The following is a 13176-nucleotide window of genomic DNA, read 5'->3' as shown; positions in this document are numbered from 1 at the left end:
GGCGCAGGAGGTCAGGCCAGGAGTTCCCGCGTCACGCGGATGCGGCCGACCTCGATGCCGTTCCAGTTCTTCAGGACCGGCTGGGCGAGCTCCTCGACCACGGCGCGCTCCCCGTCGTCGAGCTTCAGGAAACGCAGGACGAGGGCGGCCATCATGGCCTCGGCGGCACGGGTGCCGCCGTCGTCGGCCTTCAGGGCGACGCCGTAGCCGAGCTCGGGGAAGGCCGCGCAATAGACCCCCTCGGCGCCGACCTTCACGAAGGCGCGCTCGCGCAGCGCTTCCATGAGCCTCGTGTCGAAGCGTCCGGTGCCGGCGACCATGAAGGGATGGCGCGCCACCGCCCTGCGGATGCGCTCGGCCGCGCCCCTGCAGCCCTCGGAGAGGCCGATTCCGGTGCCGAACCGCGCGAAGCCGAACGCGAGCGCCGGCAGCGGGATCGCATAGGTCGGGATGGAGCAGCCGTCCGTGCCGCTCACGTCGTCCGTATGCGAGGCGCCGGTCAGGTCCTCCAGGGCATGGCGCACCGCCTGCTGGACGGGATGATGCGCCGACACGTAGCCTTTCGGGTCCTCGCCGAGCCCGCAGGCGAGGCAGATGAACCCGGCATGCTTGCCGGAGCAGTTGTTGTGAAGCTGCGTCGGCTGCCCTCCCTGGGCGGCGAGCGCCCGGGCGGCGGCCTCGCTCATGGGCCAGTGCACTCCGCATTCCAGGCACGGCTCGCCCAGTCCGGCCTTGGCGAGCATGGAGGCCGCCGCCGCCGCGTGCTCCGGCTCGCCAGAGTGGGAGGCGCAGGCCAGCGCGATCTCCTCGTCCGTCAGGCCGTATTTGTCCGCGATCCCGTTCTCGAGGAGGGGCAGCGCCTGGATGGCCTTCACGGCCGAGCGCGGGAACACGCGCCGCTCCACGTCGCCGAGGCTCAGGACCGTGCTGCCCTCCGCGTCGACGACAGCCACGCTGCCCCGATGCCGCGATTCGACCACATGCCCCCGCGTGACCTCGACGAGAAAAGGATTGTCCATGAATGGCCCCGTTTTGAACGGCGGGTGTTTTGTGCGCGCTCCGGCCGGATGTCAAAGGGGTTCCTTGTTGCAAAACGGCTCGCGCCCCTTCGGCGTCCGGCCGGCTTAACGGCAAATCCTTCCGTCTCGGCGCTTGCGGCCAAGCCCGCCCCCCCTTAAACCGTGCCGCGGAACAGGTTGGGAGCTCCCGATGCGCATAGGGATGGTAGGATCCGGGTATGTAGGTCTGGTATCCGGGGCGTGCTTTGCGGATTTCGGGCACGAGGTGTGCTGCGTCGACAAGGACCCGGCCAAGATCGCCGCGCTCAACCGCGGCGAGATCCCGATCTTCGAGCCGGGCCTGGCCGAGCTCGTCGCCAAGAACGTCCGCGAAGGCCGCCTGACCTTCACCACCGACCTGTCCGGCGCCGTCGCCGCCGCCGCGGCGGTGTTCATCGCCGTCGGCACCCCCTCCCGCCGCGGCGACGGCCATGCCGACCTCTCCTTCGTCCACCAGGCCGCCCGCGAGATCGCCGCCGCGCTTGCCGGCTACACCGTGGTGGTGACCAAGTCCACCGTGCCGGTCGGCACCGGCGACGAGGTCGAGCGCATCATCCGCGAGACCCGCCCCGACGCCGACTTCGCCGTGGTCTCCAACCCCGAGTTCCTGCGCGAGGGCGCGGCGATCGCCGACTTCAAGCGCCCCGACCGCATCGTCATCGGCGCCGAGGACGCGCGCGCCGCCCAGCTGATGACCGAGCTCTACCGCCCGCTCTACCTCAACCAGGCGCCGCTGATCGTCACCTCGCGCCGCACCGCCGAGCTGACCAAGTACGCCGCCAACGCCTTTCTGGCCACCAAGATCACCTTCATCAACGAGATCGCCAACCTGTGCGAGCAGGTGGGCGCCAACGTGCAGGACGTGGCCCGCGGCATCGGGCTCGACAACCGCATCGGCACCAAGTTCCTGCATGCGGGGCCGGGCTATGGCGGCTCGTGCTTTCCCAAGGACACCCTGGCGCTGATCAAGACGGCGCAGGACTACGAGGCGCCGGTGCGGATCGTGGAGACGGTGGCGGCGGTCAACGACCAGCGCAAGCGCGCCATGGGCCGCAAGGTGATCGCCGCCTGCGGCGGCACGGTGCGGGGCGAGACGATCGCGGTGCTGGGGCTGACCTTCAAGCCGAACACCGACGACATGCGCGAGGCCCCCTCCATCGACGTGATCCGCACCCTGCAGGACGCGGGCGCGCGCATCCGCGCCTACGACCCGGAGGGGATGGCGGCGGCGCGGGCGGTGCTCTCGGAGGTGGAGTATGCCCGCGACCCGTACGACTGCGCGCGCGGCGCCGCGGCGCTGGTGATCGTCACCGAGTGGGACATGTTCCGGGCGCTGGATCTTGCCCGCCTCAAGGCCGCGCTCGCCCGCCCCATCGTCGTCGACCTGCGCAACATCTACAGGCCCGACGACATGAAACGAAACGGTTTCGCATACGTCTCAATCGGACGGCCGTCCTGAGGCCGCCTCGGCCGACTGCCCCGGTTCACGCCGGCGCTCTCCCGTGCCATAGAGCAATCAGGTTCGAAGCCCCTACCCCATCCGGAGCGTCCGATGCAGACCTTCTTCGTCGAGATCAAGTGCAAACTCGGGAAGACTTACGAGGTGGCGAGCATGCTCGCCGACCGGGAGATCGCATCGGAGATCTACTCCACCGCCGGCAATTACGACATCCTCGCCAAGTTCCACGTGGACGACGACGTGGACATCGGCCACTTCATCGCCAAGAACGTGCAATCGATCGAAGGCATCGCCGACACCCACACGATCATCACCTTCAAGGCGTTCTAGCCGCCGGAGCATCGGGACCGGCGGAGCGCCTCACGGCATCAGCGCGTTCGCCTCGACGGTCCGCGCCACGGTGCGATGGGCCGGGCGGGAGATTTCCGCAATCAGGGGGCGCAGGTCCTCGTAGCGGTCCATGCGGCGGACGATCTTGGAATCGATGCGGTTGTAGAGTTCGGCGACGCTCACGGCCCGGCGCTTGCGGCCCTTTCCTTCCATGAACAGCCCCGCATTGGCTCTGGCGGCCTGCGGAAAGAGCTTGGCGGCCTTGACGTTCGGGTCCTTGTCCAGGGCCTCCAGGAAGCGGATGGCGCTGCTCGCCCCGAGGAAATGGGCGAGATAGAGCTCCGCCTCCGCCAGTTCCCGCTCCCCCTGCTCCCGCAGGGCATGCTCCACGTCCTTGATCAGCTCGCCCGCCATGAGGGCCGAGAAATAGGGGTCGCAGCGCAGGCTCAGGATCCAGGCCCTGTCCTTTTCGTCGGCGACCACCGGCTCCCCGTCCACCAGCCTGATCGCGGCGGCCGCGGTGGCGAAGCCGTAATCGGCCGCGTGCGCGTGGACGGTTTCCAGCCATGTGCGGTCGATGAACTGGAAGAGCCCCTCCGCGGAGGAGGTCGGGGCCTTGGCCTCGGGGGACAGGCTCGATTCCACGTCCGCGAGCGTCATCATGTAGACCGGGTCGACGCCCGTCACGCGCGCGGCCTTGAGGATGGAATGGACGAGCCAGCGCGGCACGCTGCGCCCGCTGAACGGGATCATCTCGTCCGGGTTGCCCGCCGGTTCCGGCGCCTCCACGCCGACCCGCAGGGGCGGCTCCGAGGGCGCGATGCTCGGGAAGGCCGCCTCGACGATGGAGCGGAACAGGCCCGGCTCCTTCGCCAGCTGCGGCGAGAACGCGATGGTCTCGGGAAGGATTTCCTGCACGGAGGAATACGGCCGCGCCATCACGGCGCTCGGCAGGGTCGCGACGGCGGCCGGACCGGCGGCCGCGCCCTGGAAAGCGACCAGGATCCCGAGAGACAGAAGAAGGTGGAACGGGCGACGGCCTCGTCGCCCGCAGGCCATGGAGGCATCCTGCACAGAATGCGGAGCAGCGCCTTGCGGCGTTGTCACATCGATCGGCATCTCTTTTCCCGCAGGGCCATCGCCGGACGGCGGGCCCTCCCTTGTGTCATTCTGGGACAAGGGTTGCCGGGCAGATGTGTCGATAATCGGTCAGCTTGACCGTAAGAATGTGATTTTCCTGGGGAATTCCCGGTTAATGAAGGGTTTTCGTCCTAGCCTGGCCCGGTTTCGCGGAACTGCAACGCCTCACCGGCTCTCCGTCCGCCGCCTTCCCAACGGGGAACCGGCCCCGCTTTCCCGAGCACCCGGAATTCAGGACGCGGACTGGGCGACGAGCTGCGCATTCGTCTGCTCGAGCCGTTTCGCCAGCTCGCGCATGACCGCGAGCGACATCTGCGGGAACTGGGCGAGGAGCTCGAGAAAGACCCTCTTGTCGATCCGCAGGGCCGTGGTCGGAACGGCCGCCATGATCGTGGCGGAGCGCGGGGTATCGGACAGGATTCCCATCTCCCCGACGAGGGCGTTCTCGCCCAGCTCCGCGACCTTGATCTCCCCATGGGGCGTGTCGAGGAGCACCTGCGCCCTCCCCTCCAGGATGACATAGGCGGCGTCCGCGGCGTCCCCCTGCGAGAAGAAGCGCTGTCCGCCGGCGAACTGGACGCGCTCGCTGGTGAAGGCGAGAAGCTTCAATCGGGCCGGGTCGATGTCCCGGAACATCGGCACCTGGCGCAGTGATTGAACCTCGGCCTCAAGGGTCATGCAACCTCTCCTGCTATGGGTTGGGAAGCGTCCGGGGCGGGCGTGTCGGCCCGTCTCGCCGGAGCCTTCCGGATATCGGTGACGATCCGTCCGTCGCGGAAACGGACGAGAACCTCGAAGGGCCCCGCCTGCCGGTCGTTGGGGAGCACCATGAACAGGCTCCGCCCCTCCGTCAGCTCGAAGAGCACTTCCATCATCTTCTGGCTGCGGGCCTCGTCGAAGGCCGAGAGCGCCCCGTCGAGCACCAGGATGTCCGGCTTCTTCACCAGGCAGCGGGCGAGATTGACGCAGGCCCGCTCCTGCGGCGTCAGGAGCCGGCCCGCCGTGCCGACCTGATGGTCGAGGCCGATCCGCTCGATGTCTTCCAGCAGTCCCATGTCCCGAACGACCGTGGACACCGCCTCGGCCACCCGCGCCTGCGCGTTGGCGACCCGGTAGCTGATGCGTCCGAAGAGAAGGTTATCCCTCAACGGAGCGGCCGCACAGATCTTTTCGGGATCGTAGAACTCCACGCCGTCCGCGTCGGCCTTCTGGAGCATTTCGCGCACGAGGCGGCGCGCATGGACGAGCTGCAGCTTGAGGTGCTCGTCCAGCAGGCCAAGGCGGTGGCGGGGTTCGATATAGGCGAGAGGCAGCGACAGGAGCTTCGCCCGTTCCTCTTTCGAAAGAGCCGAGCGCGCGTGCCTGCGCAGGATCGCCTCGAACTCCGTGAGCTCCTCGGCGCCGATGAAGGAGAACTGCTCGAACAGGGAATGTCCGGGCGGCAGCCCCTCGAAGATCTCGGTCATGGTCTCGGCGATCTGAAGCCCCATGTGGACGAGATCGTCGCTGAGCCCCGCGCGCTCGACCGCATCCCGGAAATCCGGATTGTAGGCGAGGTTGCGCCCCCTGAACTCCTCGGTTTTCGGAACGCCGAACAGCAGGTTCTCCGCGATCGTCGTCTGGTCGTTGTAGCGGTCGGGATCGAACGGGTCGACGAGCCCCTTCATGCCGTCGGCCTGGAAGGTCTCGCGCAACCGGCGACGCGCCTCGACGATGCGCGCCGCCAGGTCCGGATCCTGGTCGGGAACGATGCGTCCGGCGAGGCCGAAGAGATAGATCTCTCCGCCCATCCCGAGCCTGCTGAGGAGGTCCACGAGAATCCGGTCGAGCTCGTCCGCATCGCCGGCGCCGACGCAGGCATAGTCGATCCACTGGTCCGCGATGCTCTCGACCGGGTTGCCGGTCCGCCGGGCTTCGAGGATCCTGCGGCTCTCCTCCCGGGTCGCAGCGTTGCGCGGCGGAGGCTGGCGGCGCAGGCCATAGACGAGGTTGTCGCGGATCGTGCCGGGAAACAGAATCGGATCGATGCCCGCATAGGCGAGCCGGCGGCCGATCACAGCCAGGGGAATCTGGTGCAGGTCCCGTTCGCCGATCCGGATCTGCCCGCTGAAGCCGTTCGTCCGCCGCGCCAGGATCCGCGCCAGGATGCCGGCCGCCGCACCGCCGTTCGACAGGATCGCCACCTTCGCCGGCAACGGGATCTCGAAGGATGCGCTGTCGAGGATCATGCCCCCGTGGGCGTCGCTGACGCGCAGCTCCTCCGCCTTGAGCAGGCCGGTCAGGGGCTCGTCCTGCTCCCGCTCTTCCCGCGCCGATGCGGGGGGAAGCAGGCGCTCCTCCGAAAAATGCTCGGTGACCTGGTCGTACTTGACCTGAACGTCGAGGCGCTGCTGGTCCCAGTCGATCAGCTCCTTCAGGGGAGGCGGCAGTTCCCGGTAGGCGCCGATGACCGCGACGAGCTGGCCGATGTCGAGGGTGCCGCGGATCGCGAAGTAGCCGCCGACCGAATAGAAGAAGAAGGGCGTCAGCTGGGACAGGAAGTTATTGAGGAACTTGACGATGAACTTCCGATTGTAGATCCGGACCCGCAGGTCGAAGAGGCGGAAGAGACGATGGCCGATCTCCGCCTTCTCCCAGCTGTGGGCGTTGTGGACGTGGACCGCCTCGATGCCGTCGAGCACCTCGCCGATGCGCCCGGCAAGCTCCCGCGAGGCGAGCTGGCGCTGCTTCCCCAGGCGCAGCAGCTCCCGCCGCAGATAGGGGATGACGGTGAACTGGATGCCGACGACCGCAATGGCCATGAGGCCGAGCCACATGTTCTGCACGATGATGAAGAACAGCGCGGTGAGGGCCTGCGTCCCGAGGAAGATCGGCGTGATGAAGGCGTCCCCGATGAAGCCGCCGACCGGCTCCACCTCGTCCTTGATGATGGTTGCCGTCTCGGAGGATTTGACCGTGCGCAGCGCCTCCGGGGAGAACCGGAGCACCATGGTGAACAGGTCGAACCGCATGCGCCGGAGCATGCGCTCCCCCAGCACGCCCTTCGCCACGTTGATCCAGTACTTGAATGCCCCGTTGATGATGACGAAGAACAGGAACAGGCATGACAGGCCGAGCAGGAGCCCGAGGCGGCCGACCTCGAAACCGTCGAAGATGTGGAACGCATGACCGCCCAGCCAGTCCGGCAGGTGCAGGTCGAGCCTGAGAAAGGGCGCCGTCGCCTGCCCCTCCCGGAAGGCCTCGCCTTGGATGGCCTGGTTCACGATCTGTCGCGGGAGGTCGAGAGAGGCGAAATAGAACGGCTGGGAAGCGAGCACGACCGCGCACACGATCAGCTGATCGCGCTTCGAGTGCGTCCAGATATATCGGAACAGGCTCTTTTCCATCGCAGGGACGATACCATCTTCGTTTCCTCAAACCATCCCTCTTCCCCCCTCTTTCCGCGGGAGGCCTCCGCCATAGCTTCTTGTGGGAGCGCTATTGCAACGCGATAGGGGTCTGCCCTAACGTTCGCCGGGCGCCGACCGAACGGAAGCCCAATGTAAACCCTTGTCAGGACTGAAGGATGGACCACCTTTCGCAGCTTCCATCGGGGCGCCACGGCGGCGCCCGGGTCCTGATCTACAGTCACGACACCTTCGGACTGGGGCATCTGCGCCGCTCGAGAGCCATCGCCAACGCGATCGCCGGGGAGCGGAACGACTGCTCCATCATCATCATCTCGGGCTCGCCCGTGATCGGCAATTTCGAGTTCGGCAGCGGCGTGGACTACGTCCGGATCCCCGGCGTCACCAAGCTGCCGGACGGGGACTACCGCAGCCTCAACCTCAACCTGAGCCTCGACGAGGCGGTGGGCCTGCGCCAGGACCTCATCCTCCAGGCGGCGCAGTCGTTCCGGCCGGACGTGTTCATCGTCGACAAGGAGCCGACCGGCTTCCGCGGCGAGGTGGTGCCCGCCCTCGAATATCTCGAGAGCCAGGGCTGCCGCCGGGTGCTCGGCATCCGCGACGTCATGGACGAGCCTGCCCTGCTCGTGCCCGAATGGGAGCGCAAGGGCGCCAAGGACGTCCTCGTCCGCTCCTACGACGAGATCTGGGTCTACGGCCTGGAGGACGTCTACCGGCCCCTGGACGCCCTCGCCCTTCCCGCCGCCGTGGAGAGGCGGATCACCTATACCGGCTATCTGCGGCGGGAGGTGCCGCCCACCCCCTCCCTCACCCGCTACCCGAAGATCACCAAGCAGCCCTTCATCCTGGTCACGACCGGCGGCGGCGGCGACGGGGACGACCTCATCGACTGGGTCATCTCGGCCTACGAGCACGACGAGGGGATCGCCATGCCGGCGCTCATCGTGTTCGGCCCCTTCGTCAACCGCGACATGCGCCGCTCCTTCATGGACCGGATCGCCCGCCATCCGAAGCTCGACGCCATCGCCTTCGACACCAAGATCGAGCACCTGATGCAGAAGGCGGCGGCCATCGTGGCCATGGGGGGCTACAACACGTTCTGCGAGATCCTGTCCTTCGACAAGCGCGCCCTGATCGTGCCGCGCACCCGCCCCCGCCTGGAGCAGCACATCCGCGCGGTCGCGGCCGAGCGCCTCGGCCTTGCGCGGATGCTGAGCGATCTCGGAGCGCCGCGCACGCCGGAGCGTATGGCGGAGGCGCTGAAGGGGCTCGCGGACCAGCCGCGCCCCTCGGAAGTGGTGATCCCGGGCCTTCTGGAAGGGCTTGACCGGGTCCAGGAGCGGCTTAAGGCTCTCATGGAATCCCAGGCTGCCTTCATACCGACCCGGCACGCCGCAGAATAACCGCCAAGGATGCCGCCCACACCGTCCCCGCCACGCATCGCGATTGCCGTCAAGGGCTATCCGCGCCTGTCCGAGACCTTTATCGCCCAGGAGATCCTCGCGCTCGAAGGCCGCGGCCTGGACCTGGAGATCTGGTCGCTCCGCCACCCGACGGAAAAGGCCGTGCATCCCATGAACCGCAGGATCAGGGCACGGGTCGCGTACCTGCCGGAATACCTCTACGAGGAGCCCCTGCGCGTCCTCAAAGGCGCGCTCTGGAGCCTGCGGCAGCCGGGCTTCCGCGCCCTCATGCGAACCTTCCTCGCGGATCTCAGGCGGGACCTCACCGCCAACCGGGTCCGCCGCCTCGGGCAGGCCTTCGTCATGGGGCGGGAGCTCTCCCCGGACGTGCGGCACCTCCACGTCCATTATCTCCACACGCCCGCCTCCGTCGTGCGCTACGCCGCCCTCCTGACCGGCCGGACATGGACCTTCTCGGCCCATGCCAAGGACATCTGGACCACCCCCGACTGGGAGAAGCGCGAGAAGCTCGCCGAGGCGCGCTGGGGCGTCACCTGCACGGCCGAGGGTGCCCGGCACCTCAAGGCCCTCGCGCCCCGTCCGGACCATGTGTCCCTCGTCTATCACGGGCTCGACCTGTCCCGCTTTCCGGAGCCGCCGGAGACCCGCTCCCTTCGAAACGGGTCCGATCCCGCCGATCCGGTCCGCATCGTTTCGGTCGGCCGCGCGGTGGCGAAGAAGGGATTCGACGACCTCCTGAAGGCGCTCGCGGCCCTGCCGCCCGACCTGCACTGGCAGTTCGTCCATGTCGGCGGCGGCGATCTCCTGGAGAGCCTGAAGGCTCAGGCGCGGCGCGACGGAATCGCCGACAGGGCCGCCTTTCTCGGCCCCAAGGCGCAGCCGGACGTCGTCGCCCTCCTGCGGGAGGCGGACCTCTTCGTCCTCCCCTCCAAGAAGGCACGCTCCGGCGACCAGGACGGCCTGCCCAACGTCCTCATGGAGGCGGCGAGCCAGAAGCTCGCCATCGTGGCGAGCGATTTCGCCGGCATCCCCGAGTTCATCCGTGACGGGTCGGAGGGCCAGCTCGTGCCGCCGGGGGACTGGGAGGCGCTCTCCAACGCCCTGAACCTGCTGGCCCGCGAGCCCGGCCGCCGCCACGCCTATGGGGCCGCGGCCTTCGAACGCCTGCGGCGGGACTTCTCGATGGAGGGCGGAATCGACGCCCTGGAGGCGCGCTTCCGCGCCCTGGACTGCCCTGAGCCCCTCAACCCACCGGTGGCGGCGTGAGCGGTTTCGGCCCCGTCGCCTTTTATGCCCCCCTGAAGAGCCCCGATCACCCCTCGCCTTCGGGCGACCGCACCATGGCCCGCCTGCTGACGAAGGCCTTGGCGAGGGCGGGCTTCTCTCCCACGCTCGCCAGCGAGCTGCGCACCCTCGATCCCGCGGGCGACCCGGCCCGGCAGGACCGGCTGCGCCGGGAATCCGAGATTGCCGCCGACCGGCTGGCCGACCGGTTCCGGTCCCTGGCGCCGCCGGACCGCCCGGTCCTGTGGTTCACCTATCACCTCTACTACAAGGCCCCCGACTGGATCGGCCCGAGGGTCGCCGACGCCCTGGGGATCCCCTACGTCGTCGCCGAGGGGTCGCGGGCTCCGAAGCGGGCGCGGGGCCCCTGGGCCCTCGGCCATGCGGCGGCGGAGGCCGCCCTGGACCGGGCCGACGCCATCCTCGTCATGACCGACCGGGACCGGATTGCCCTGGAGGCGGCGCGGCCGGCCGGGCAGGTCATCGCCGACCTTCCCCCCTTCATCGACGCCGCGGCCTGGGGCGGCGGGCCGCCTCCAGGGCAATCCGGCGACGGCGCTCCGCGCCTTCTGGCGGTGGCGATGATGCGCCCGGGCGACAAGCTCGCCTCCTACCGCATCCTCGCCTCCGCCCTTCTGCAGATCCGGCACCTGCCCTGGACGCTCGACGTTGTCGGCGACGGAGAGGCCCGCCCGGAGGTGGAGGCGCTCTTCGCTCCCCTTGCCGACCGCACGCGGTTCCACGGGCAGGTGGAGGCGGGCCCGGGCCTGCGCGCACTCTACGAAGGGGCGGACCTGTTCCTCTGGCCTGCCGTGAACGAGGCCTACGGCATGGTCCTTCTGGAGGCGCAGCTCTTCGGCTGCCCGGTCATCGCCGGCGCCTATGGAGGCGTCGCCAGCGTGGTCCAGCGGGACGAGACGGGGATTCTCACGCCGCCCGGCGACGCCGATGCCTTCGCCCGCGCGGCCGGAGCCCTTGTCGTGGACGCGGACCTGAGGCGGCGAATGGGCGCTTCGGCCATGCGCTTCGTCCGCGAGCAACGGGACCTGGAACCCGCCGCCGACATCCTGCGCCGGACCCTGCTCCCGCTCGTCGCCGGAGGCGCGCCGTGAGCCTGCGGGTCCTGATCGCCGTGACGCACCTGCTCGGGGCGGGCCACCTCACCCGCGCCGCGGCCCTTGCCCGCGCCTTCGCCGAGGCGGGGCACGACACGATCCTCGTCTCGGGCGGGGGCCCGGCTCTCCTGCCGCCCCTCGGTCGGGCGCGGCTCGTCCAGCTTCCTCCGGTCCGCACGGTCGGAACGGATTTCAGGACGCTCCTCGACGAGGAAGGGGTTCCCGTGACCGAAGCCCGGATGGCGGCCCGGCGGGACCTCCTTCTCGAAACCCTCCGGACCTTCCGCCCGCAGGCGGTCATGACCGAGCTCTTTCCCTTCGGCCGCCGGGTCCTGGCGCCCGAGTTCGATGCGCTGCTGGAGGCGGCCCGCGCTCTCGCCCCCCGCCCGCTCGTCGCCGCTTCGGTGCGCGACATCCTGGTGGTGCCGTCGAAGCCGGAACGGGTGGAGGAGGCCCATGGCCGCCTGGAGCGCTTCTACGACGCCGTCCTCGTGCACGGCGATCCGCGCCTCGTGCCCCTGGAGGCGTCCTGGCCCGTCGGCGAAAGGCTCCGGGCCATGATGTACCCGACCGGCTACGTGGACGAAGGCGGCGAGGTCGCCCCCGCCGGCCGCCGGGACGGGATCGTCGTTTCCGGAGGGTCCAGCGCCTCCGGCCTCCCGCTCTACCGGGCCGCCCTGGAGGCGGCGGGCGACATCGCCGACCGTCCCTGGAGGATCCTGGTGGGGCGCGGCCTACCGGAGGCGGAGATGGAGGCGCTGCGCCGCGCCGCTCCGGCCCATGCGACCGTCGAGCGGGCCCGGCCCGACTTCCGCGCCCTGCTCGCCGGCGCCGAGCTGTCCGTGAGCCAGGCGGGCTACAACACCTGCGTCGACCTCCTGCGGACAGGGGTGCGGGCGGTCCTGGTGCCTTTCGAGGCAGGGCGGGAAACCGAGCAGCGCCTGCGGGCGGAGCGGTTGCAGGCGCTGGGGCGGGCCATCCTGGTTCCGGAGGCCGGGCTTTCCGCAGGAACCCTGGGCGACGCCATCCGCCGCAGCCTGGAAGGGCCCCCGCCGCCACTTCTGGAACTGTCCCTCGACGGGGCGCGGCGGAGCGTCGCCATCGTCGAGCGCCTCGCCCGGGCCGCCTCCGCCGCCATCCACCGCCGCCTCGACTGGTCGCCGCTGGACCGCGCCCTGGCGCGCGCCAAGGATCGGGGCCGTTCCGTCCGGTTCTGGTGGCGGGACGACGATGCGGTTGCGGCCACGCCCAGCCTCGACCGGCTCCTGGCCCTCGCCGGCCGCTTCGGGGCCGGAATCGCCCTCGCCTGCATCCCGGCGCGGATCGAGCCCTCGCTCGCAGAGCGTCTGGAGAGCGAGGAGCGGGCTTTCGCCCTGGTGCACGGCTTCCGCCACGCCAACCACGCGCCCGAAGGCGAGAAGAAGGCGGAGTTCGGCGCCCATCGCCCGCCGGACGCCATGGCGCAGGAAGCCGGACAGGCCCTGGAGCAGGCGCGGCGCCTCCTCGGGGCGCGGCTCCTGCCCGTTTTCGTGCCGCCCTGGAACCGGATCGCGCCCGGGCTGATCCCTCACCTGCCCCGGCTGGGCTACCGCGTCCTTTCGACCTTCCGGGACCGAAGCTCCCGCAGCACCCCGGAGGGGCTTGCGATCGTCAACACCCATGTCGATCCCATCGACTGGCGCGGCACCCGCAGCCTCGCCGACCCGGAAGGCCTCGTCCGGACCCTGGCGGATGCGGTCGAGCGACGCATGGCGGGCAGGGCCGATCCCGATGAGCCCGTCGGTTTCCTCACCCACCACCTCGTCCACGACGAGAAGGTCTGGACATTCTGCGAGAACCTGCTGGTCTATCTGTCACGAAACGATGCGATTTTCGCGCCCGTCGTCGAGGTGCTGCCTGACGAAAGCAGGATCGCCGCGAACCGATAATGCGTTATTGTAGCGTGACGCGTAGCCGCCG

The 13176-nt window shown here is 69.4% G+C and carries 10 protein-coding genes; 6 read left to right on the top strand and 4 right to left on the bottom strand.

All coding sequences use genetic code 11. The features are described from left to right. Positions 1-11 precede the first annotated feature (11 nt). Positions 12-1019: an asparaginase gene (locus GDR74_RS06820; protein WP_152585602.1), complete on the bottom strand. Its 1008-nt coding sequence runs from the start codon at positions 1017-1019 to the stop codon at positions 12-14. A 190-nt stretch (positions 1020-1209) separates the two neighbouring features. Here GDR74_RS06820 and GDR74_RS06815 point away from each other — a divergent pair, with 190 nt between their 5' ends. Both GDR74_RS06815 and GDR74_RS06810 read left to right on the top strand, forming a co-directional pair. Next, positions 1210-2517: a UDP-glucose dehydrogenase family protein gene (locus tag GDR74_RS06815; RefSeq protein WP_152585601.1), complete on the top strand. Its 1308-nt coding sequence runs from the start codon at positions 1210-1212 to the stop codon at positions 2515-2517. Positions 2518-2610: 93 nt separating this feature from the next. Further along, positions 2611-2847, top strand: coding sequence for an Lrp/AsnC ligand binding domain-containing protein (locus tag GDR74_RS06810; RefSeq protein WP_152585600.1), 237 nt, complete (start codon positions 2611-2613; stop codon positions 2845-2847). Positions 2848-2877: 30 nt separating this feature from the next. Here the strand turns inward: GDR74_RS06810 and GDR74_RS06805 are convergent, their stop codons facing one another. The 3 genes from GDR74_RS06805 to GDR74_RS06795 form a co-directional block, all read right to left on the bottom strand. Further along, on the bottom strand, positions 2878-3906 hold the full coding sequence (locus GDR74_RS06805) for a transglycosylase SLT domain-containing protein (protein ID WP_194164653.1): 1029 nt from the start codon (positions 3904-3906) through the stop codon (positions 2878-2880). A 312-nt stretch (positions 3907-4218) separates the two neighbouring features. Continuing rightward, the gene (locus GDR74_RS06800; protein ID WP_152585598.1) at positions 4219-4665 is read right to left on the bottom strand and encodes a Crp/Fnr family transcriptional regulator; all 447 of its coding nucleotides are present in this window, start codon (positions 4663-4665) and stop codon (positions 4219-4221) included. Next, on the bottom strand, positions 4662-7373 hold the full coding sequence (locus GDR74_RS06795) for an ABC transporter transmembrane domain-containing protein (protein WP_152585597.1): 2712 nt from the start codon (positions 7371-7373) through the stop codon (positions 4662-4664). The genes GDR74_RS06800 and GDR74_RS06795 overlap by 4 nt, the downstream gene beginning before the upstream one ends. A 179-nt stretch (positions 7374-7552) precedes the next feature. On the opposite strand from GDR74_RS06795, the gene GDR74_RS06790 reads away from it, so the two are divergent. The 4 genes from GDR74_RS06790 to GDR74_RS06775 are packed head-to-tail and all read left to right on the top strand — an operon-like array spanning position 7553 to position 13145. Beyond that, positions 7553-8797 (top strand): glycosyltransferase family protein, encoded by a 1245-nt coding sequence (locus GDR74_RS06790; RefSeq protein WP_152585596.1) that lies wholly within the window; start codon positions 7553-7555, stop codon positions 8795-8797. 9 nt (positions 8798-8806) lie between these two features. Beyond that, positions 8807-10084, top strand: a complete 1278-nt coding sequence (locus tag GDR74_RS06785) for a glycosyltransferase family 4 protein (RefSeq protein ID WP_152585595.1) — start codon at positions 8807-8809, stop codon at positions 10082-10084. Beyond that, positions 10081-11214 carry a glycosyltransferase family 4 protein gene (locus GDR74_RS06780; protein ID WP_246179923.1) on the top strand — a complete coding sequence of 378 codons (1134 nt, stop codon included), beginning with the start codon at positions 10081-10083 and terminating at the stop codon, positions 11212-11214. The genes GDR74_RS06785 and GDR74_RS06780 overlap by 4 nt, the downstream gene beginning before the upstream one ends. Then, positions 11211-13145 (top strand): glycosyltransferase, encoded by a 1935-nt coding sequence (locus GDR74_RS06775; RefSeq protein ID WP_152585594.1) that lies wholly within the window; start codon positions 11211-11213, stop codon positions 13143-13145. The genes GDR74_RS06780 and GDR74_RS06775 overlap by 4 nt, the downstream gene beginning before the upstream one ends. Positions 13146-13176: the final 31 nt, after the last annotated feature.

The sequence above is a fragment of the Microvirga thermotolerans genome (assembly GCF_009363855.1).
Classification (GTDB): domain Bacteria; phylum Pseudomonadota; class Alphaproteobacteria; order Rhizobiales; family Beijerinckiaceae; genus Microvirga; species Microvirga thermotolerans.
Note: the sequence above shows the minus strand (reverse complement) of the source record. Positions and strands in the feature narration are given on the sequence as shown.

Excerpts from the sequence above, each read along its gene's own strand:
- GDR74_RS06820 (WP_152585602.1), bottom strand. The coding sequence starts at position 1,019 with ATGGACAATCCTTTTCTCGTCGAGGTCACGCGGGGGCATGTGGTCGAA.
- GDR74_RS06815 (WP_152585601.1), top strand. The coding sequence starts at position 1,210 with ATGCGCATAGGGATGGTAGGATCCGGGTATGTAGGTCTGGTATCCGGG.
- GDR74_RS06810 (WP_152585600.1), top strand. The coding sequence starts at position 2,611 with ATGCAGACCTTCTTCGTCGAGATCAAGTGCAAACTCGGGAAGACTTAC.
- GDR74_RS06805 (WP_194164653.1), bottom strand. The coding sequence starts at position 3,906 with ATGGCCTGCGGGCGACGAGGCCGTCGCCCGTTCCACCTTCTTCTGTCT.
- GDR74_RS06800 (WP_152585598.1), bottom strand. The coding sequence starts at position 4,665 with ATGACCCTTGAGGCCGAGGTTCAATCACTGCGCCAGGTGCCGATGTTC.
- GDR74_RS06795 (WP_152585597.1), bottom strand. The coding sequence starts at position 7,373 with ATGGAAAAGAGCCTGTTCCGATATATCTGGACGCACTCGAAGCGCGAT.
- GDR74_RS06790 (WP_152585596.1), top strand. The coding sequence starts at position 7,553 with ATGGACCACCTTTCGCAGCTTCCATCGGGGCGCCACGGCGGCGCCCGG.
- GDR74_RS06785 (WP_152585595.1), top strand. The coding sequence starts at position 8,807 with ATGCCGCCCACACCGTCCCCGCCACGCATCGCGATTGCCGTCAAGGGC.